Raw genomic sequence first — 20,650 nt, 5'->3', positions numbered from 1 at the left:
TCGAGGTAAGCGAGCATGGCCTCCGCATCCTCAGCGGCCTTCAAGGGGCTGGTTGTGGCCATCAGCGGTCCAAGGATTGCGCGAAAGTCACCCGCGAACACCGCCTTGGGCACGAATGGCCCGTAGGGTCCGTACCGGTAGCCCGACATCGAGGGCCGCATCTCGCAGATCAAGGCGCAGATCGAGGAGACCACCTCGGACTACGACCGGGAGAAGCTGCAGGAGCGTCTGGCCAAGCTCGCGGGCGGCGTCGCGGTGATCCGCGTCGGCGGCGCGACCGAGGTCGAGGTCAAGGAGAAGAAGGATCGCGTCGACGACGCCCTCAACGCCACCCGCGCGGCGGTCGAGGAAGGCATCGTCCCCGGCGGCGGCACGGCCCTGCTGCGCGCCAAGAAGGCGGTCGCCGAGCTGAAGAGCGAGATCCCGGACGTCCAGGCCGGCATCAAGATCGTCCTCAAGGCCCTCGAGGCGCCGCTGCGCCAGATCGCCCAGAACGCGGGCGTCGAAGGCTCGATCGTGGTCGGCAAGATCACCGACAACACCTCCTCGGAGACCTACGGCTTCAACGCCCAGACCGAAGAGTACGTCGACATGATCCAGGCCGGCATCGTCGACCCGGCAAAGGTCGTGCGCACCGCCCTGCAGGACGCGGCTTCGGTCGCTGGCCTGCTGGTGACCACCGAAGCCATGGTCGCCGACGCCCCGAAGAAGGATGGCGGCGCCCCCGCGATGCCGGGCGGCGGCGGCATGGGCGGCATGGACTTCTAAGTCCACATCACCCGTAGAGATGAGGAAGGGGGTCGCCGAGAGGCGGCCCCTTTTCTTTCGTTGTATCGAGATCCAAGCGTTGCGGGAGACACCGTCCAAATTTCATATTCGGCGCCTGTGATGGGCATACAGAGGAGCCGGATGCAGCCAACCGCCATGTCTAAGCCCGTCCACCTCGCCGTTTGGGTGAGGTCCTGCAGAGACGGCAGCGGCATGCTGCGGGCGTCGGATCCCTGCGCGATCTGTCCAGACGCGTCGCTTCCCTCTCCGAATTCCTGCTGACGCTAGGGCTACCCTCCCGGCATGGGGGGCAGGAGACGCGCGTTGCAGTTCCGAAATGATCTCGACAGCGTCGTGCGAAAACACGCGCCCGCACGACCGCGGCGTCTGGAACACCTCACCAAAACAAAAAAACGGGACGGCTCGCGCCGTCCCGTCGGTGGTGGTTCCTATCGGCCTAAGAAGATCGAGGCCAGTCGCTGGAGCAGGCCCCGCGGTGCGGGCGGCGGCTCAATCTGCCCAGGACCGTCCCCGATCTAAGCGTTGGCGGCGAAGGGGTGCTGCGCCGAGTTGCGCTGCTCGGTGACCGTCGCGGCCTTCGGCTCGCCGTTGACGGCGCGCTGGATCGACAGCTTGGTCGCCTCGTAGTTGTACTTCTGGATCTTGGCGTCGTCGGCCGCCTCCCAGTGGATGAACACGCCGACCAGGATGAACAGGTCGTCGGCCTCATCGGCGGGGATGATGCCCTCGGCGACCGCGTCCTGCACGGCCTTGGCGACGCCGTGCTGAGCCGGGCCGAACATCTGGACGGCCTGACGGGCGTCGTTGATGGTGACCTTGTTGAACATCAGGGTGTTGGGCTTGCACGGCAGGTTCGGCGCGATGACCGCGAGCAGGCTGGTGAAGCCGTGCTTGTTGTTCACGAGGCCGTTGCAGAAAGCCGTCTCGGCGGGCGAGCCGCGCGGTCCGATGATCAGGTCGATGTGAGCGACTTCGTTGCCGTCGCCGACGAGGGCTTCGCCAACCTGAACCTTGGTGATCTTCGCCATTCGGTGTCTCTCCCTGGATTCCGAAATAGGGCCGCGGCGCCGGACGATGCCAGCGGCCGGGAAGCCATCCTTGTTATCGGCGCCCGATCCTCCGGCCGTGCCGGTTGGGCCGAGCCGGTTGGGCCGGACAGCGCGCCGGACCCTACAGCGCGACCCTGCGGCTCACAACCCGCAAGGCCCTGCCGCGACGGAATTTCTATTGCTCCGCCCGGGGCACCACCGGAACGGGGGCGCGACTCAGGCCAACCCCGCCCCGGCCCTCGCGAGTGCGTCCCAGAACAGCGTCGCCACCGTGAAATCCGCGCTCGTGCCCGGGTTGAGGCCGCGCGCCTTCATCGACGCGTCGAGGGCGAGGAGCGGTCCGGCCGGCGCCCTGGCGAGATCGATCCCGCGCGTGGCTTCCGCGACCTCCCGGCGAAGATCCTCGGCGGCATCGGCACCGGCCTTGCGGGCCACGTGGCTGTCCGGCACCGCCGTGAGGTAGGCGAGATGCACGGCGGTCGTGCACCAGGACGGATCGAGCCCCCGCCGCCGCGCCTCGGCCAGCGCGGGCAGGCCGATCGCCGGGATATCCGCGAAGCCGGTGACGTAGGCCCGGGCGATCCGGTCCCGGTCGGCGGCCTCCTGCATCGCGTCGCGGAGCGCATCGGGCGGGGCGGCGGCGACATCGTGCCGGGCGGCCCGGCCGAGGCCGCCGGGATTGGCGATCCGAATCGCGGCGAAGACCGCTTCGGAATCGGCGCGGTCGAGGGCGTCCAGGACCGCCCCGAGCGGCTGCCCGCGCTCCGCCGCCGCCGCCAGCGGAGCGCAGAGCAGCAGGATGCCGAGATTGGTGTTCTGTCCGACCGCCGCCATCGTCGCGGCGATTCCGGCGCGGACCCGTGCGCCGACTCCGGCCCCGGCCTGTGCCAGAGCCGGTGCGGAGACCTCGGCGCTGGTGACGAAATCGGTTACCACCATGCGGTGCCCCGCCGCGAAGGCGTGGACGTTGCCGGGCTTGAGGGCGTCGAGTTCGGCGCGGCAAGCGGCCCGGTAGACCGTCCCGATCAGCGCCGGATCGAGCCGGGTCATGCCACCACGCGCCGCGGACGGCTGGCGCTGCGGACGGCGGCGAGGAACCCGCGGACGATTGCGGCGGCGATGTCGGTCTCGCAGACGGTCTGCAGCCCCGACCAGGCCGGCATGGAATTCACCTCCAGGATCGAAAAACCGCCCTCCCCGTCCTCGACGAGGTCGATTCCGGAATAGGCCACCCCGACCGCGCCGGCCGCCGCCTCCGCAAGCTCGGCGGCGGAGCGCGGCAACGCCCAGGGCAGCGGCCGCCCCCCCCTGTGGACGTTGGTGATCCAACCGTCGCCCTCGCGGATCATGCCGGCGACCGCCCGGCCGTCGCAGACGAACACCCGGTAATCGCGCCACAGGCCGTCCCGGCGCGGCATGTAGCGCTGCAGGTAATAGACCCGCGCCACCGCCTCCTCGTCGGGGAGATCCTCCGGTCGCTCGATCAGGGCGAGCCCCTCCCCCTGCGAGCCGAACAGCGGCTTGAGGACGAGCGGCGCCCCCGGCCGGGCCTCGGCGGCGACCAGGGCGGCGGCGGCCTCGCGCTTCGAGAACACCCAGGTGGCGGGTGTCGGCAGGCCGGCCCGGGCGATGAGCAGCGAGGTGGCCGCCTTGTCCACGGAGCGCTCGATGGCGGTGGGGGCGTTCCAGACGGTGACGTCCGCCGCAACCAGGGCATGGAGGACGCCGAGGCGCATGGTCGTCGCCTCGAAGGTGCCCCCCGCGATCGTGCGCATCAGCACGCCATCCGGCAGCGCGTCGGGGAAACCCGGGACCCGGAGCGGCTCGCCGCGGCCGGTGACGATGGCCACGTCGGCGAGCGAGAACAGAACCGGTTCGACACCCTGCGCCTGCAGGGCCGCCAGCAGCCGGTTCTTGTGCCAGGTGCCGTTATCGGCGGCGAGCCCGATGCGCATAGGGGGCCTGATCGTCACGGGAGAGACTGGTTTGCAGGGGTGGGCCCGGCGGGGTTGCCGCGCGCGGGTCCTCTCTGCCGGAGGGAGTGGACCCAGGTCGGGTGGGCGCATTTCATAGGCAGGTCCGATCCGCGCAAGCCTTGCCTTCTGACAGGCGCACCACGCTTTCCTCCCCTTGCGGGGAGGAAAAATGCGCTGTGTGTCAATGGCTTGATGCCGGGCGGTCCCGATGCGTAAGTCCCATAGCCCGCAGGGGGTTAGGGAGACGGGCCGCGGTGGCCGTGCCCCCTCTCGCGCCGCCCCGAATCGGGAGGCGGCGCGCAAGGCGCCTCAGGTGAAGGACGCATCCACCAGCGTCGGCTCCAGGCGCCCGCCGCGATAGGTGGCGCCGGAGCGGATCGACGTGACGATCGCCTCGGCCGGCGAGAACAGGGCGCCGTCGATCTTGTAGAAGTCGCCGTTCACCCGGCCGAAGATCTCGGCGAAGGGGGCGCCGTGATCGCTCGAGGTCGTGGACGGCAGCTGCTCGGCGAGCTGGCGGGCGTCCGCGTCGTCCGCATCCACGAACAGCTGGACGCGGCCGCCGTAGATGATCGCGTCGTTGGTCCGGCCCATCGCCTTGATGAAGTCCGGATGCGGCGGCGAGAGCGGCGCCGATCCGATCCCGTCCACGATGGCGTGCAGGTCGAAGCCAACCGTGTGGGCCTTGTGGAGCGCCACCTCCAGCACCCGGGCAACCACCTGGGTCGAGCCGGCGAGGCTCTGGGTCGGGGCGAAGATGAAGGTCAGATCCTCGGGCCGCAGGCCGGACGCCTCGGCGACCTTGGCGACGACGCTGTCGGGCGGCCCGCCGGCCGCCTCGAGCACCAGCGCCGTCCGGGTGGCGGAGTCGCGGTAGCCGAGTTCCTGGTACAGGTCTTCGACGGCCGCCACCGCCCGGCCCGGACCCGAGCCCAGGGCGAAGAATCCGGAGTCACCCCCGTCGTCTGCGAGGCTCCAGCCCGCATACTGGCTTCCGAGGCAGGCGAGCACCGGATCGGCGGCATGCACCGTCACCGAGTACGGCCAGGAGGCGATCGGCCCGCTCGGGGCGATGGTCACGGTGCCGAGGCCGCCGAGGCAGATCTCGGCGATGCGCCGCCCGGCCTCGATCGACCCCCTCGCCTGCGCGCCGGCATCGACCATGCGGGCGCCCCCGGCCGCCTGCGACACGGAAAGACGCAGGGTGGCGGCATCGGCCACGAACCGCTCGATCAGCGGCGCCGAGAGCGCGTTGACGCTGGGATAGGATTGGCTGGCACTCATCACAGGGCTTCCTCGGGATGTGTTTTCTTCGCCGCGTGGACGGCCCGCAGGCGCGCCGTTCGCGTCTCCAACAGGGCGAGCACCTCCGCCCGGTCCGCGCCTTCGGCCAGCACCGTGCAGAGCGGCGCGTCGCGGCGGACCGCCGAGCCGGGGCACGGGCGGTCGCGCACGTAGTCCGGCCAAGCGAGGTCCGGGACAGGCGCAAGCTCCCGATCGGCGTAACAGATCTGCGCGGCCGCTGCACCCGCCGGCTGCGGGCCGGGATCCGGCATGGCGCCGAGACAGGCCGCGATATGGGCGGCCAGCAGCGGCGTCGCGCTTCGGTCGAGGATGTCGAGCGTCGCCCCGGGGCGGGGATTGATCTCGGTGAGCCACCAGTCCGACCCATCGACCAGCACGTCGCCGCTGCCGAGCCCCTTCAGCCCGGTCGCGGCGACGATCCGCGCGATACCCGCTGCGATCGCCCCCACCATCTCGGTCGGGAGCGCTGGAGGCTTCCCGGCGCCCTGGACGAGTGCGCCGCCGTAGCGATAGGGTCGGATCGGCGTGGGGGCGCACCATTGCTCGGTGACGGCGAGAATCCGGATCGTGCGGCCATCGGCCAGGAAGTTCAGGGCGTGGGGCCGGCCCGGGACGCGGGCCTGGAGATAGTGCCCGTCCGGCGCCGGCGACCGGGGGGCCGGGCGGATGTGGCTCCCGCCGCTGCCGCCCGCCCGCTTGAGCAGCCAGGCGCCCGGCTCCGGCGGCGGGTCCCGGCGCACAGCCGGGTGCGGTACGCCGAGGCGTTCGCACAGGGCCGCGAAGGCGAAGGGATCCTTGAGCGCCGCCACGGTGCCGGCCCCGGCTCCGATCAGCCGATGCCGCCGGGCGAGACGCTCGATCAGGCCGGGCGCGTCCTCGAAGCCGCTGCCGAGCACGAGGCCGATCGGACGGGGCGCGGCCTCCGCGAGGGCCTCGATCGCCGCCAGCGTCGCCCCGGCGGCGGGCGCCGCGCCGAACCGGCCCGGCAGTGGCCGGTAGCCTTCGGCAAGGGCCAGCGTATCGGAATCGCCGAACAGGTCCGCCACGTAGGGGCGCAGCCCGGCGCGCCGGGCCGCCTCGGCCAGGGCGCGGCCGGCCTGGGCGGCGATCAGAATCGCCTCCGCCATCCGGGTCGGGCTAGCCGGCGATCTCGACGGCGAGGCTGTAGGCGTCGCGGAAGTCGAGGCAGAGCGGCGTGTCGGCGGCGAGCATCCGGTCGAACAGGCGCCGCTGCGTCTGGTACTTGACGTTGCCCACCGCGAGCGCCCCGATGCCCACGCCCTTGCCGGTGGGCAGCGGTACGTCCACGGCGTTGACGTCGATCCCCGCGATCCCCGCGGGGGGCACGGCGTTCACGTCCGACGCGACGAGGAGCTTCGGCGCCGACTCGAGATCCTCCGCCGTAAGGATCGGGATGCCCGCCGGGCCGGCCGACAGGATCACGTCGGCGTCGCGGATCGCGGCGCGGCGATCGTCCGGGGTCGTGCCGTCGACGGCACCGACCTCGATGCCGAATCGCCACTTCATGGTGAAGGCGATCTTCGAGACGCGCTCCTCGCCGTCGTGGCCGACGAGGACGGTCGTGGCCCCCTGCAGGGCGCCGATCACCGCGGCGACATAGGCGACGACGCCGGCCCCGCCGAAGATCACGATGCGCTTGCCGGTGAGATCCGTGTTGTATCGCTGCCGCAGGGCGCGGGAAACCTGGGCCACCATGGCGGCGCCGGTGGTGAACGAGCCCGCCGGGTCGGCAAAGACGTGGTTGACGAAGGGCGGCACGAAGGCCTTCTTGGCGCGGTCGACCATGTCGAGGGCGTCCTCGGCGTTCTTGCCGCCGATGAAGATGCCCGTGCGGGTGCCGTCGGCCGGAGCGCGCGAGAAGATCGAATCCTGCGTGAGCGAGACCACGTCGGCGAGGCTGACCTCCGTGTAGGTCACCACCGTCTCGAAGCCGGCATCCACGGCCATGTTCACGTCGAACGGGCTCATGTGCCGGAGCGGCGTCAGCATGTGGAGGATCGAGCGGGCCATGGAATCCTCGTTCGGCTTGCGACGGATGTGCCTGCGCACCGTCCAAACCCGGAGCGGCCCCCCGGGTCAAGTCCGGGCTGCGGGCTCAGCGCGGTCCGGTCACCGAAGCGCCGCTGTTGCGGCCCCGCGCGATGATGAATCGCAACGGACCGCCCCGGTCGAGGCTCGCCACGAGGGCGCGGGCCTCGGCCTCGGACGGAACCAGCGCGAAGCCCGTGGGCCCCCAGGAGGACTGGCCGTAGCCCGGGACACCCTGCGCGGCGACGCTGGACAGGGCCTGCGCCACCGCGGCGCTGGCATAGCGGCCGCCCTGGTGGGGGGCGAAGTGATCGCCGATCAGGTCCTGGATCCGGGTGATCCCCGCGCCGAAGCCCTGCGGCTCGGCCAGAGCCAAGGCGGGCAGGATCTGCATCAGCGCGATCCGGCAGATCTCCGCCGCCTGGGCTTCGGGGAATCGCGGCAGGTCACGGAACGCCTCGACCTCGCGGGTGCCGTGCACGCCGGACATGCTCGGATCGAGGATGAGGACGATCCGCCAGGCGTCCGGGTAGGGGAGCCGCGCGATCACCGGAGGCGGGCCCCCGTCCGCCCCGCGACCGCCGTCGACGACCAGCCCGCCTTCCGTGAAGGCGCAGAGCCCGACGCCGGACCGGTTGCCCCGGTCCAGGGTCGCCGCGAAGGTCTCCGGCGCGAAGGGCTCGCCGGTCAGGCGCGCCATGGCGGCCGCGACCGACAAGGCGAGCTGCGTGCCGGAGCCGAAACCGGCATGGGCCGGGATGACCCGCTCGACCGTGATCGCCACATCCGCGCCGCGCCCGAGATGGGCGGCGGCGGCCCGGGCGTAGCCGCGCACACGCTCGGCCTCGGGACCCTCCACCGCGAGATGCGCGGACCTGCGGGCAGTCAACGCGAGGGCGGGCGCGTCGATGGCAAGCCCGATACTGCCGAAGCGGCGGCCCAGGCCTCCGTGCAGGTCCAGGAAGCCGAAATGCAGGCGGGCCGGTGCCTCGACCCGCACGGCTCCGTCCGCCGCCAGCCTGTTCCGTTCGGGGACCCCGCCCAACACAATACCCTCGAATCCCGGCCCTCGAATCCCGCCGGCAGGCCGCATGATCGGCGCGCTTTTCACATGCGGCGCGGCGCCGGGGCAACGGGAACGGCGAGGTCGAATGACTCGACCCCCTTGCCGCGGTGCGCGGATGAATGCAAACCTAGGCCCGCGACGGCGCGCCGAGCTTGCCGCCTGCCCGGACCTGCCGGGCGGACGCGCCATTCCGATTCGGTGGGTAACCCTCGTCCTGAGGTGGACCCGCTTCGTCCGGTCTTACGGCCGTCGCCCGCTCCGAAACCAAGCAAGAACGTTGCGAGAGGGAGCATGGCAGCCTGGGTGAAGGGTGGCGCGACGGGCGCGGACACCGCCATCGAGGCGGCCGCAGCCCTGCTCGCAAAAGCGCGCGCGCCGGTGATCGCCGGCCTCAGCGCCGATGTTGCTGCGATCCGTGCGGCTTACGATCTCGCGGGGCGCATCGGCGCCTCCGTCGACACCGCCGGATCGTTCGGGACCTACGCCGAACTCGGCGCCCTGAGCCGGGTCGGCGCGCTGACCACGACCCCCGCCGAGGCCGTCGGACGCGCCGACGTGGTGCTGGTGGTCGGCGCCGCGCCCTGGCAGGCGTCGCTTCTCGAGCGTCTGATCGACGCCAAGCCGACGCGTGGCCGCGCCGCCGGATCGGAGCGCGCGTTCCTCGCGCTCGGCGCGAACGCCACCGCGTCGCTGGCCTGGCCGGCCGAGGGTGGCCTGCCTGAGGCCGTCGGCGTACTGCGCGCCTATGCCCGCGACCATCTCGCCGGCGACGCGCTGCCGGGCCAGATCGCCGCCCGGCTCGCCGCCGCCCAGTACGGCGTCCTGCTCTACGACCCCGCCGAACTCGGCGAGGCCGGTATCGAGATGCTCCAGGGCCTCGCCATGGCGTTGAGCGAGACCACGCGCTGCTTCACCCTCGCCGTCGGCGGCGTCGGGCAGGACCGGGCCGTGGTGCCGGTCTCGGCATGGCTGACCGGCCAGGCGCCGCGCAGCGGTTTCGGACGCCGCGTGCCCGAGCACGATCCCTGGCGGTTCGACGCCGCACGGCAGGTCGCCGCCGGTGAGGCCGATGCCGTCCTCTGGCTCGCCGCCGTGCCGGTGGCGCGGCCGGATTGGCTGTCGGCGGTCCCATCCGTGGCCCTGGTGGCGGAGGCAGAGGCGCAGGCCGCCGAGGTGGTGATTTCGGTCGGCCAACCCGGCCGCGACCATGGCGGCGTCCTGTGGAACGAGCAGCGCGCCGCGCTGACCTTCTGGCCGGCCTCGGCGCCGTCGAATATGCCGTCGGCCGCGACGGTGCTGGGCGCCCTCACGGAGCGTCTCGCCGCGGGTCAAGCGGCATCGAGGAGTGAACCCGCATGCTGAGCGTGATCCGGGGCGGGCGCGTCGTCGATCCGACCGCGTCCCGCAATTCCGTCGGTGACGTCTGGATCGAGGACGGACACGTCGTCGACCCGCAGAGCCGCGCGCCCGACGCGGTGATCGACGCGGCCGGCTGCGTGGTGATGGCCGGTGGCGTCGAGGTGCATTCGCATATCGCCGGCGGCAACGTGATCACCTCGCGGCTGCTGTTGCCGGACCTCTACGTGAGCGAGGCGGCGCCCGAGGGACATCCCTTCGCCCATGCGGGCGGGGCGGCGGCCTGGATCGGCTCCACCTACGCGCGGATGGGCTACACGACGGCCGTCGAGCCGGCGATGCCGCCGACTCATGCGCTCGGGACCCAGCTCGAGCTCGCTGACATCCCGCTGCTCGACCGCGGCGCCCTCACGGTGATGGGCAACGACGATCAGCTCCTCCAGTTGCTCCGCGAGCGCCAGGGTGGGAATGCCGTGCGCGACCTCGTGGCGCTCTCGGTCGCGCAGTCGCGCGGCCTCGGGGTGAAGTGCATCAACGCGGGCGGGGCGTCGGCCTTCAAGGACGGGGCGCTGCGCCTGTCGCTGGACGACGAGATCCCTTGCTACGGCCTCTCGACGCGGCAGATCATGGGCTCGCTCCTCGACGCGGTCGAGGAGATCGGCGTCCCGCACCCGCTTCACGTCCACTGCAACAACCTGGGCCTGCCCGGGGCGGACGACAGCTTCATGGCGACCCTCGATGCGGCGGAAGGCCGGCGCATCCACTTCGCCCACGCCCAGTTCTACGCCTACGGCGCCGTCGATCCGGCCAATCCGGGGACCGGCGGGTTCCGGTCGGCCGCCGAGCGGATCGCGCAGGCGATCACCGACAATCCGAACGCCACCCTCGATATCGGGCAGGTCGTGTTCGGCCAGACCGTGACCGTGTCCCTCGACATCCTGCGGCAGTTCGCCGGGCGGAAGGGTGCGAAGCCGAAGAAGTGGGTGCTGAACGCCGGCGATGCGGAGGGCGGCGGCGTGGTGCCGTTCCTCTACAGACCCCGGGGTCCGACAAGCTCGCTGCAATGGGCGATCGGCCTGGAAATCATGTTGCTCTCCACGGACCCAGAGCGGACGATCCTGACCACGGACCACCCGAACGGCGGGCCGTTCACCCAGTACCCGCGGATCATTCACCTGCTGATGGACAAGTCGGAGCGTGACCGCGAGATCGCGACCCTGCCCGGTGTCGTGGGTGAGCGCTCGAGCCTGCCCGGCCTCGAGCGCGAGTACACGCTCTCGGAGATCGCGCAGCTGACCCGGTCCGGACCGGCCAAGCTTCTGGGGCTCGCCGACCGCGGGCACCTGCGGGCCGGCGCCCGGGCGGACGTCGCGGTCTACCGGGACGACACCGACCGCACCGCCATGTTCACGGCCGCGAAGCTCGTCCTCAAGGATGGCGTGCCGATCGTCGAGGACGGCGAGGTGGTGGAGTGGCGTGCGGGCCGCACCCTGTCGCTGGCCGTCGAGTCGGACCGGGCCATGGCGACGCGCGCCGATGCCTATCTGACGGAGCGGTTCGGCGCGGGTCTCGACAGCTTCGCCGTGCCGGACGCGGCGTTCGGCGAGGGCACGGAGACCTTCGAGGCGGTGCCATGCCGGGTTTGATCAGCGGGGCGAGCCGCGGGATGAACGATGTCTGACCTCTCCCTCAACGGCATTCCGGTCGTCGATACCTTCGCGGAGGCGTTCGACGTGGCCGGCACCGCCATCGTCGTCACCAACGACACCGCGAAGTGGGCGATGATCGCCGCGACCACGATGACCGGCTTCGCCACGTCGGTGATCGGCTGCGGCGCCGAGGCGGGGATCGACGCCGAGCTGACCCCCGAGGAGACTCCGGACGGCCGTCCGGGCGTGCGCATCCTGCTGTTCGGCTTCGAGCCGAACGGCCTGAAGGAGCAACTGATCAAGCGGGTCGGCCAGTGCATCCTGACCTGTCCCGGCACGGCCTGCTACGCGGGCGTCGAGGGTCCGACCAAGATCAAGCTCGGCGGCGCGATCCGCTATTTCGGCGACGGGTTCGCGGTGGCCAAGCGCCTGCCGGACGCCTCCGGCAAGGCGCGGCGCTACTGGCGCATCCCGGTGATGGACGGCGAGTTCCTGTGCGAGGATTCCGTCCGCGCCGTGGACGGTGCGGTCGGCGGCGGCAACCTGCTGTTCCTCGGCCGGACCCACGCCGAGACGCTCAAGGTGGCCGAGATCGCCGTGGAGGCCGCCAAGGCGGTGCCCGGGGCGATCCTGCCCTTCCCCGGTGGCATCGTGCGCTCGGGTTCGAAGGTCGGTGGGCGGACCAAGGGCATGATGGCCTCGACCAACGACGCCTATTGCCCGACCCTGAAGGGCCGTGCGGGCTCGGCGCTCCCCGCGGAATGCGGCGTGGTGCTGGAGATCGTGATCGACGCCCTGACCTCGCAGGGCGTGTCCGATTCGATGCGGGCCGGCCTGCACGCGGCGACCGAGATCGGCGGCCGGCACGGGCTGGTCGCCGTGACGGCCGGTAATTACGGCGGCAATCTCGGCCGCCACCACTATCACCTGCGCGACCTGATCGCGCGCGACGATTCCAAGCCGGAGGGCTGAGCCGTGAGCACTCTCACCCTGCGCGCGGCGCCGCCCGAGCGGATCGACTTTCTCAACATCAATCCCCTGGCTCTGCGGGGCCTCTCTCAGGGCGAGGCCGAGCGGCTGGAGGTCGGGACCACCCGGACCGGCGTGCGCCTCGGCGACTGCTTCGCGGTCGCCCTCGACGGGTCCGACAGCCTGACCATCGAGGGCGGTCACGAGCGACTGGACCGGGTCGGCGCATCCCTGTCCGCGGGTACGATCCGGGTGACCGGCGATGTCGGCCAGCGCCTGGGCGCGGGCATGGCCGGCGGCAGCCTGACGGTCACCGGCCATGCCGGCCCCTACGCGGCCTCCGGCGCCACCGGCGGCACGATCACCGTGGAGGGCGATGCCGGCGACTATGCGGGCGGCGCGGTCTACGCGGCCAAGGCGGGACTCGACGGGGCGACGTTGATCATCCGCGGCACTGCGGGGGCGCATCTCGGCGACCGGATGCGGCGCGGGACGATCGTGGCCGGCCGCGCCGGCGCCTTCGCGGGCTCGCGCATGATCGCCGGCACCCTGGCGGCGCTCGCCGTCGGCGATCACCCGGGTCTCGGCATGCGCCGCGGCACGCTGGTGATCGGCGCGCATGGGCGGATGGCGCAGACCTTCGTGGAGACCGGCGCGCACGATCTCGTGTTCCTGCGCCTGTTGGCGACAGCCCTGCGCGGTCTCAGCCCGGAACACGCTGCGCTCCTCGGCCGGCCCCTGCGGCGCTACTCGGGCGACCTCGCCACGATCGCCAAGGGTGAGATCTGGGTCGCGGCCTGACGCCGCCTGGGCAAGGGGCGTGAACGCGCTTTATGCTCCCCCGCAAGCCGGCCCGTACGAGGCCGGCATTGCGGGACACGCCCATGCTGCTGCTGCTGTCGGTCTGCCTCGTCGCCCAGCCCTCGACCTGCCGCGAGGACCGGATCGAGATGTCCTTCGAGGCTTCGAGCCCCTTCGTATGCCTGCGCAACTCGCAGAGCGCCCTGGCGACGTGGCAGGCGTCGCATCCCGAATGGCACGTCGAGCGCTGGCGCTGCGTCGCCAAGGGCAGCGTGCCGAAGGACCTGTGACGGCGCCTTGGTTCCCTGGCCGGGGGGTGACATGCTCGCCCGCGCCATGAGAGCGGGACCGGAACCATGCGCTCGCTGAAGGTCCGCTTCGCGCTGCTGCTGGGCGGCACCGCCATCGTGGTCGTGCTGGCCGCCGCCGCGGCGCTGACGGCGATCGGTGCGGCCGAGCGCACGGTCGATCGGACCCTCGCGGCCCAACGCCGGCTGGAACTGCTGGCCGAATTGTCCGGCCGCCTCACGCAGTTCGGCCTCGCGGCCGTGGAGACCGTGGGCAATCCCGACGGCCAGCCCGAGGCGATGGCCATCGCCCGCGACAACGCCGACCGCGCCCTCAGGACCGTCGACGAGGCCCTGGCGACGAGTTTCCCGCCGAGCGACGATCCGGCCGACCGGATGCAATACGCCGCGCGGACGCGCCCGATGGCGCAGTTGCGCGCGGCCCGCGCCGTCCTGGACCGTCAGGTCGCCTTGATCAGCCGCCAATCCGATTCCGAGAAGCGCCAGGATTCGATCAAGGGCGCGCTCAATGGCTTCGGCGCCATGACGGGTCAGCCCCTGTCGTTCCTGATCGAGGCGGAGCGGCGCAGCATGGCGCTCGGCTCCGAGCAGGCCCGGGCCCTCTCCGAGCGCCTGCGCCTGGCCGCCGCGGCCGCGGTGATGGCAGCCCTGGTCCTGCTGGCGATCCTCTATCGCGGCGTCACCCGGCCGACCTTGGCCCGGATCGAGGAGGTCCGCCGGGCGGCGAGCGCCATCGGGCACGGCGCCCTCGACACCCGCCTGTCCGTGGCCACCCGGGACGAGCTCGGCCTGCTGATGACCAACGTCAACCGCATGGCGGCGCGGCTCGCCCGGCGGGAATCGCGGGTTGTGGCCGATCGGGCGGCTTTGGAGGATACGGTGGCGGCCCGGACCGCGGACCTGCGCGCCGCCAATGCCCGACTGGAGGCAGTCGACCAGTCGCGGCGGCGCTTCTTCGCCGATGTCAGCCACGAATTGCGCACGCCGCTCACCGTCATCCTGGGCGAGTGCGACCTCGCCCTGCGTGGCGCCACCCGCGGTGCCGATCCCGGGCCGGTCTTCGCCACGATCAAGAAGCGTGCGCAGCGCCTGAAGCTGCGCGTCGAGGACCTGCTGCGCGTCGCCCGCTCGGAGACCGGCGAGATCGCCTTCGACAAGCGCCCGCTCGGGCTTGCCCTGGTGCTGTCGGAGGCGGTGGACAACATGGCCTCCGAGGCCGCCCGGCGGCGCGTGGCGCTGGCCCTCGATCCCGGGGATCGGGACGTGGAATGCCTGGCCGACCGCGAATGGATCCGCCAGACGGTGGAGAGTCTCGTGGACAATGCCCTGCGCCACGCAACCGGACGGACCCGGGTCGTGGTCGCCCTCGCGGCGGGACCCGGCCCGGTCGGACGGATCACCGTGACCGATGACGGGCCCGGCCTGGGTGCCACCGAGGCCGAGCTGTTCGAGCGCTTCCGGCGCGGCAAGGGGCCGAGCCCCGATGAGACCGGCTTCGGCATCGGCCTCGCCCTGGCGCGCTGGATCGTCGAGCAGCATGGCGGCACGATCCGGCTGGGGGGCGGTCCCGACGGGCGCGGCGCCCGCGTCACCCTGGACATTCCGGCGCTCGATCCGGCATGGGAGGCGGGCACGGCCGGGGACGCGGCCGGCGACGCGCAGGTGAGGGAGCCGGCCGCATGACGCGGATCCTGATCGTCGAGGATGACATCGACATCCGCGGCCTCCTGGCCCGCGGCCTGGAGGCGGAGGGTTTCGAGGTCGGGACCGCGGCCTGCGTCGACGAGGCGCTGAAGGCGGCGCACGATCCCGCCCCCGGAGCGATCCTCCTCGACATCAACCTGCCCGACGGGTCGGGCCACGATGTCTGCCGATCCCTGCGGGAGGGGGGCTTTCCCGGGGCGATCCTGTTCCTCTCCGCCCGGGACGAGATCCGGGACCGCGCCGAGGGGCTGGCGCTCGGCGCCGACGACTACATCGTCAAGCCGTTCGAGTTCGACGAGCTGGTGGCGCGCCTGCGCACGCATCTGATGCGGCGCGAGCAGGCGGAGGCGCCGCGCTCACGCATCGTCGCGGGCAAGCTGATGCTCGACCTCGACACCCGGCAGGCGATCTGCGGCGAGGCCAGCGCCCGCCTCACCCCCCGCGAGGCCGACCTCCTGGCCATGCTGATGGCGAGCATCGGCAAGCCCGTGTCCAGGGCGGAGATCTTCGACCGGCTCTGGGCCAGCCAGGGCGGCCTCTCCCTCAACGTGGTCGACGTCTATATCGGCTATCTGCGCTCGAAGATGGCCGATTTCGTCCGCTACGGCGGCCCCGGATTGGTCACCGTCCGCAGCAAGGGGTTCATGCTCGAACTGCGTGGACCTGACTTCCGTCAATGAGCGACTGTACTTAGGTCCTAATTGGCAGGGTTTCCTGCGGGTTTCCGGGTGTTTCGGAAGTGTCTCACGAAAAATTTGGGAGGATCCGGCAACTTCGTGCTTGAAGCGGACGCCTGAATCGCCGATACCGGTGCCGCGCCGGAAACGAGAGCGCCATCAGTGTCTTAGGGTCCTCTTAGGATTCGCCGGACACTCGGTGAGGATAACGCCAAGGAGAAACACCATGAAGTGGGCTGCCCCCGTCGTGTCCGAGATCTGCGTCGGCATGGAAGTGACGAGCTACGAGTCGGCCGAGATCGACACCTTCAACTGAGTTTCACGGGCCGGGGATCTCGGGAGCCGCACCATGCGCGTCGTGATCCTCGGTTCCGCGGCCGGCGGCGGCCTTCCTCAGTGGAATTGCCGCTGCCCCATCTGCACATTGGCGCGGTCCGAGCCGGACCGGGTGCGGCCCCGGACCCAGTCAAGCATCGCGGTCTCCGCGGACGGGTCGGATTGGCTGCTGATCAACGCCTCGCCGGATATCCGGCAGCAACTCTTCGACAATCCGGACATGCACCCGCGCGAGGGTCTGCGCCACTCGCCGATCCGGGCCGTCCTCCTGACGAATGGCGACGTCGACCACGTCGCGGGCCTTCTGACCCTGCGCGAGGGCCAGCCCTACACGCTCTACGCCACCAACGGCATCCTCGACTCGGTGAACGCCAACCGCGTCTTCGACGTGATGGCCGAGGGCGTGGTCGCCCGGCGGGCAATCGGCATGGACGAGCCCTTCGAGCCCCTGCCCGGGCTGTCGGTGACGCTCTTCCCGGTTCCCGGCAAGGTGCCGCTGTGGCTCGAGGACGAGACCATGGAGATCGGCGCCGAGACCGAGACCACGGTCGGCGCCCTGATCGAGGCGGGCGGGCGCCGCCTCGCCTACATCCCCGGCTGTGCCCGGGTGACGGACGGATTGCGCGCGCGCATCGCCGGCGTCGACGCCCTGCTGTTCGACGGCACCGTGCTGCACGACGACGATATGATCCGGGCCGGGGTTGGCACGAAGACCGGGTGGCGCATGGGGCACGTGCCGATGCGCGACGAGAACGGTGCCATCGACGCGCTGGCACAGGTCGAGATCGGGCGGCGCATCTTCGTGCACATCAACAACACCAATCCGGTGCTGGTCGAGGGATCCCCGGAGCGCAAGGACGTGGAGGCGGCAGGCTGGACGGTGGCCCATGACGGCCTGAGCTTGTCGCTGTAGGGCGGCCATTCGGTGGACACGGTTGCGACCCGTGATTTGCCTGAGGCACCCTCACCCTGAGGCGTCGGCGTCAGCGGGCCGCGAAGGAGGGTTCTTTCGCGGCCGGCCCCACGCTCCGGCACCTCAGGATGAGGGTGTGATCTGGAGCCCGGTTGCCGGGCTCGCCATTCGCCCGAGAACGCAAGGGTCGGGCGCAAACCGGGATGACGAGCTCCATGCGCCCTGTGCCGCAGGCGTCTGTGCCGGGAAGCGTGATCTCGGCGGGGACCGAAGGTTGGGCGCGCCGGCTGCCGGCACTATATCGTACCGGAGCCAAGACATTCGCCCCGCACATGAGGGCGGGATCGGGATACAGGAAACGCGAGCCGAGAACGGACGCCGGAAACGCCATGAACGCAGCCTTCCCAACCCCCGATGCCGCCGAGAGCCAGCGTCTCCTCAGCCCCGAGGAGCTGGAAGCGGCCCTGCGCGACATCGGCGCGCGTCGCTACCACATCCTGCATCCGTTCCACCGGCTGCTGCACGACGGCAAGCTGTCGAAGGATCAGGTCCGGGCCTGGGCGCTGAACCGATACTATTACCAGGCGATGATCCCGGTGAAGGATGCCGCCGTCCTCGCCCGGATGACCGACGCGTCGCTGCGGCGGATCTGGCGCCAGCGGATCGTCGACCATGACGGCGACCATGAGGGCGATGGCGGCATCGAGCGCTGGCTGAAGCTCGCCGAGGGAGTCGGCTTCGATCGGGACTACGTCCTGTCGACGCGCGGCATCCTCTCGGCGACCAAGTTCTCGGTGGAGGCCTACGTCCATTTCGTCGCGGAGAAGAGCCTCCTGGAGGCGATCGCCTCGTCGCTGACCGAGATGTTCTCGCCGACGATCATCTCCGAGCGCGTGGCCGGGATGCTGAAGAACTATGACTTCATCACCAAGGACACGCTGGCCTATTTCGACAAGCGCCTCACCCAGGCGCCCCGGGATGCCGACTTCGCCCTCGACTACGTCAAGCGGCAAGCGACCACGCCGGAGCTGCAGCGCCAGGCGATGGAGGCGCTGACCTTCAAGTGCAACGTCCTCTGGACGCAGCTGGACGCCCTGTACTTCGCCTATGTCGCCCCCGGGATGATCCCCCCGGATGCCTGGACCCCCGGCACCGGCCTCGTCGCCGAGGTTGCTCCGGCCGGGGCAGGAGGCGGAATCCGCAGGATGGTGGCCGAGGACCGTCCGCGCCTGCCCCGCGGCGTGCGCCTGCGCCACGACGAGACCCGTGGCAAGTACGTCCTGCTCGCCCCCGAGCGCACCTTCGACCTCGACGACAACGCCGTGGCGGTGCTGAAGCTCGTCGACGGCAGCCGCACCGTGGCGGCCATCGCGGACGAGCTGGGCAACACCTACGCGGCCGACCCGCGGGCCATCGAGGCCGACATCCTGGTGATGCTCGACGGCCTGGCCGAGAAACGGGTGCTGGAGCGATGAACGCGCTGACGCCGAACCGGCCCGACCTGCCCGCACCGGTGGGTCTGCTCGCGGAGCTGACCCATCGCTGCCCGCTGCGCTGCCCCTATTGCTCCAACCCGCTGGAGCTCGACCGCCGCTCCGGCGAGCTCGATACGGCAACGTGGCAGCGCGTCCTCACCGAGGCGTCGGGCCTCGGGATCCTCCACGTCCACCTGTCCGGCGGCGAGCCGACGGCGCGCAACGACATCGTCGAGATCACCAAGACCTGCGCCGATCTGGGCCTGTACTCGAACCTGATCACCTCCGGGGTCGGCGGGGCCCTGTCCAAGCTGCAGGCGCTGTACGATGTCGGCCTCGATCACGTGCAGCTCTCGGTCCAGGGCGTCGATGCGCAGAATGCCGAGCGGATCGGCGGCCTGAAGAACGCGCAGCCCCAGAAGTTCGCGTTCGCCGCCAAGGTGGTAGAACTCGGGTTGCCGCTGACGCTGAACTCCGTGATCCACCGCGGCAACATCCACGAGGTGGCGGGCTTCATCGACCTCGCCGTCAGGATGGGCGCTAAGCGCCTCGAAGTGGCGCACACGCAGTATTACGGCTGGGCCTACGTCAACCGCGCAGCCCTGATGCCCGACAAGGCGCAGGTGGACGAGTCGATCCGCATCGTCGAGGCGGCAAGGGAGCGGCTGAAGGGCCAACTCGTCATCGATCTCGTGGTGCCCGACTATTACGCAAAGTACCCGAAGGCCTGTGCGGGCGGCTGGGGCCGCAAGCTGATGAACGTGACGCCCCAGGGCAAGGTCCTGCCCTGCCACGCCGCCGAGACGATCCCGGGCCTGGAGTTCTGGAACGTCACCGACCGTTCGCTCGGCGAGATCTGGCGCGACTCGCCGGCCTTTACGGCCTACCGCGGCACCGACTGGATGCAGGAGCCCTGCCGCTCCTGCGACCGGCGGGAGAAGGATTGGGGCGGCTGCCGCTGTCAGGCCCTGGCGCTGGCCGGCGATGCCGCGGCCACCGATCCGGCCTGCTCGCTCTCCCCACTCCACGCCAAGGTGCGGGCGCTGGCCACCGAGGAGGCGGCCGAGAATCCGCCGGATTACGTCTATCGGACGATCGGCAGCAACGTCCGGTCGCCGTTCGAGGAGGATGTGCACCCGTGAGAGTCTTTGCCACGAGCGCCCTGGCGCTGGTGCTGGCCGCGCTGCCGGCGTTTGCCGAGGACGCGCCGAAACCCGCGACCGTGACCCAGGCCAATGCGGGGGTGCCCGCTGCCGCGGATCTGCTGTTCGACCAGCCGCAGATGAAGAACGCGGCGCCGGGCTCGACGATCACCTACGATTACCTGCGCCGCTCCGGCATCGCGGGGGGGCCGTTCGGGCAGCCGTTGCAGGACACGGTGACGCTGAAGGTCGAGCCGGGGAAGAGTCCGGAGGCCCGGGATATCGGCGTCACCATGTTCTCCGGCCTGAACCGCGTTCCGGCCGGCCCCTTCGAGGACATGACCGGCAATCCGGTGGTGTCGCTGTTCTTGGAGAACCACCTGCGGGCGCTGGCCAAGGTCCTGGAGGCGAATCCGCGCTACCTGAAGCTCGCGATCCGCAAGGGTCTGCGCGACAACGCGACCGTTACGCCCACGAAGGTGAGCATCGGCGGTCGAGAGGTCGACGGCTGGCGCGTGGTCACGAAGCCCTTCACAGGCGACGGGATGGCGCAGCGCATGCGCGGCATGGACGACATGACCTATACCTTCGTGACCGTCCCGTCGGTCCCGGGCGAGATCGTCTCGATCGAGGCCTCGTCGAAGAACCCGGACGGCGGCGAACTGCTTGAGGAGAAGCTGAGCTATGATCAGAAGGCTGGCTGAACGCGGCGCGCTGGCCGCCCTCGCCCTGACCCTGTCGGGCCTGGCCGGCTGGGCCGCCGAGGACAACGATTATCCCACCGACGCCCGGGTCGACTACGTGTTCGGCTGCATGGCGGCCAACGGGCAGACCCGCGACAGCCTGCAGAAATGCTCCTGCTCGCTCGATCAGCTGGCCGCGATCCTGCCCTACGACAAGTACGTCCAGGCGAGCACCATCCTGTCCATGCGCCAGGGCATCGGCAACCGCGCCAACGAGTTCAAATCGACCAAGGTCTTCGACGACCGGGTCGCGGACCTCCGGCGCGCTCAGGCCGAGGCCGAGATCCGCTGCTACCACGGCTGAGACGCGGTCGAGGTGCGATGGGAGGCCGGCGTTGCGCCG

General features: G+C 71.0%; 20 protein-coding genes and 1 pseudogene. 14 read left to right on the top strand and 7 right to left on the bottom strand.

Features of this window, described 5'->3' with window-relative positions; all coding sequences use genetic code 11:
• Positions 1-144 precede the first annotated feature (144 nt).
• Positions 145-768 (top strand): annotated as a pseudogene (locus tag MKK69_RS06095) (TCP-1/cpn60 chaperonin family protein); the annotation flags it as partial.
• A 536-nt stretch (positions 769-1,304) separates the two neighbouring features.
• Here MKK69_RS06095 and fae read toward each other — a convergent pair.
• From fae to MKK69_RS06060, 7 genes are all read right to left on the bottom strand, one after another.
• Positions 1,305-1,817: a 5,6,7,8-tetrahydromethanopterin hydro-lyase gene (fae, locus tag MKK69_RS06090; RefSeq protein ID WP_243966825.1), complete on the bottom strand. Its 513-nt coding sequence runs from the start codon at positions 1,815-1,817 to the stop codon at positions 1,305-1,307.
• Between the two features lie 237 nt (positions 1,818-2,054).
• The gene (locus tag MKK69_RS06085; RefSeq protein ID WP_243966824.1) at positions 2,055-2,888 is read right to left on the bottom strand and encodes a triphosphoribosyl-dephospho-CoA synthase; all 834 of its coding nucleotides are present in this window, start codon (positions 2,886-2,888) and stop codon (positions 2,055-2,057) included.
• Positions 2,885-3,793: a RimK family alpha-L-glutamate ligase gene (locus tag MKK69_RS06080; protein ID WP_243966823.1), complete on the bottom strand. Its 909-nt coding sequence runs from the start codon at positions 3,791-3,793 to the stop codon at positions 2,885-2,887. The genes MKK69_RS06085 and MKK69_RS06080 overlap by 4 nt, the downstream gene beginning before the upstream one ends.
• 330 nt (positions 3,794-4,123) lie before the next feature.
• Entirely contained in the window at positions 4,124-5,098 is a 975-nt protein-coding gene (gene mch / locus MKK69_RS06075; protein WP_243966822.1) for a methenyltetrahydromethanopterin cyclohydrolase, read from the bottom strand.
• Positions 5,098-6,246, bottom strand: coding sequence for an ATP-grasp domain-containing protein (locus MKK69_RS06070; protein ID WP_243966821.1), 1,149 nt, complete (start codon positions 6,244-6,246; stop codon positions 5,098-5,100). The genes mch and MKK69_RS06070 overlap by 1 nt, the downstream gene beginning before the upstream one ends.
• Positions 6,247-6,256: 10 nt before the next feature.
• Positions 6,257-7,150 (bottom strand): NAD(P)-dependent methylenetetrahydromethanopterin dehydrogenase, encoded by an 894-nt coding sequence (locus MKK69_RS06065; protein ID WP_243966819.1) that lies wholly within the window; start codon positions 7,148-7,150, stop codon positions 6,257-6,259.
• Between the two features lie 85 nt (positions 7,151-7,235).
• Complete coding sequence (locus MKK69_RS06060; protein ID WP_243966818.1) at positions 7,236-8,213, bottom strand: beta-ribofuranosylaminobenzene 5'-phosphate synthase family protein; 978 nt, start codon at positions 8,211-8,213, stop codon at positions 7,236-7,238.
• 312 nt (positions 8,214-8,525) lie between these two features.
• On the opposite strand from MKK69_RS06060, the gene MKK69_RS06055 reads away from it, so the two are divergent.
• From MKK69_RS06055 to MKK69_RS05995, 13 genes are all read left to right on the top strand, one after another.
• Entirely contained in the window at positions 8,526-9,596 is a 1,071-nt protein-coding gene (locus MKK69_RS06055) for a formyltransferase (protein WP_243966817.1), read from the top strand.
• Positions 9,590-11,236, top strand: a complete 1,647-nt coding sequence (locus tag MKK69_RS06050; RefSeq protein WP_243966816.1) for a formylmethanofuran dehydrogenase subunit A — start codon at positions 9,590-9,592, stop codon at positions 11,234-11,236. Before MKK69_RS06055 ends, MKK69_RS06050 begins: the two co-directional genes overlap by 7 nt.
• 27 nt (positions 11,237-11,263) lie before the next feature.
• Positions 11,264-12,211, top strand: coding sequence for a formylmethanofuran--tetrahydromethanopterin N-formyltransferase (fhcD, locus tag MKK69_RS06045; RefSeq protein ID WP_243966815.1), 948 nt, complete (start codon positions 11,264-11,266; stop codon positions 12,209-12,211).
• 3 nt (positions 12,212-12,214) lie between these two features.
• Positions 12,215-13,009 carry a formylmethanofuran dehydrogenase subunit C gene (locus MKK69_RS06040; RefSeq protein ID WP_243966814.1) on the top strand — a complete coding sequence of 265 codons (795 nt, stop codon included), beginning with the start codon at positions 12,215-12,217 and terminating at the stop codon, positions 13,007-13,009.
• Positions 13,010-13,092: 83 nt separating this feature from the next.
• On the top strand, positions 13,093-13,299 hold the full coding sequence (locus tag MKK69_RS06035) for a hypothetical protein (RefSeq protein ID WP_243966812.1): 207 nt from the start codon (positions 13,093-13,095) through the stop codon (positions 13,297-13,299).
• A 66-nt stretch (positions 13,300-13,365) separates the two neighbouring features.
• Positions 13,366-15,000 (top strand): sensor histidine kinase, encoded by a 1,635-nt coding sequence (locus MKK69_RS06030; protein WP_243966811.1) that lies wholly within the window; start codon positions 13,366-13,368, stop codon positions 14,998-15,000.
• Positions 14,997-15,701 (top strand): response regulator transcription factor, encoded by a 705-nt coding sequence (locus MKK69_RS06025; protein ID WP_243966810.1) that lies wholly within the window; start codon positions 14,997-14,999, stop codon positions 15,699-15,701. The genes MKK69_RS06030 and MKK69_RS06025 overlap by 4 nt, the downstream gene beginning before the upstream one ends.
• A gap of 223 nt (positions 15,702-15,924) precedes the next feature.
• Entirely contained in the window at positions 15,925-16,014 is a 90-nt protein-coding gene (pqqA, locus tag MKK69_RS06020; RefSeq protein ID WP_007564431.1) for a pyrroloquinoline quinone precursor peptide PqqA, read from the top strand.
• A 33-nt stretch (positions 16,015-16,047) separates the two neighbouring features.
• Entirely contained in the window at positions 16,048-16,947 is a 900-nt protein-coding gene (pqqB, locus tag MKK69_RS06015) for a pyrroloquinoline quinone biosynthesis protein PqqB (protein ID WP_243966809.1), read from the top strand.
• Between the two features lie 389 nt (positions 16,948-17,336).
• Positions 17,337-18,422, top strand: coding sequence for a pyrroloquinoline-quinone synthase PqqC (gene pqqC / locus MKK69_RS06010; protein ID WP_243966808.1), 1,086 nt, complete (start codon positions 17,337-17,339; stop codon positions 18,420-18,422).
• Complete coding sequence (gene pqqE, locus MKK69_RS06005) at positions 18,419-19,564, top strand: pyrroloquinoline quinone biosynthesis protein PqqE (RefSeq protein ID WP_243966807.1); 1,146 nt, start codon at positions 18,419-18,421, stop codon at positions 19,562-19,564. Before pqqC ends, pqqE begins: the two co-directional genes overlap by 4 nt.
• Complete coding sequence (locus tag MKK69_RS06000) at positions 19,561-20,268, top strand: hypothetical protein (protein ID WP_243966806.1); 708 nt, start codon at positions 19,561-19,563, stop codon at positions 20,266-20,268. The genes pqqE and MKK69_RS06000 overlap by 4 nt, the downstream gene beginning before the upstream one ends.
• Positions 20,249-20,611 (top strand): hypothetical protein, encoded by a 363-nt coding sequence (locus tag MKK69_RS05995; RefSeq protein WP_243966805.1) that lies wholly within the window; start codon positions 20,249-20,251, stop codon positions 20,609-20,611. Before MKK69_RS06000 ends, MKK69_RS05995 begins: the two co-directional genes overlap by 20 nt.
• Positions 20,612-20,650: the final 39 nt, after the last annotated feature.

It is taken from the genome of Methylobacterium sp. J-026 (genome assembly GCF_022829585.1).
Taxonomy (GTDB): Bacteria; Pseudomonadota; Alphaproteobacteria; order Rhizobiales; family Beijerinckiaceae; genus Methylobacterium.
This window is presented reverse-complemented; position numbering and strand designations above follow the sequence as displayed.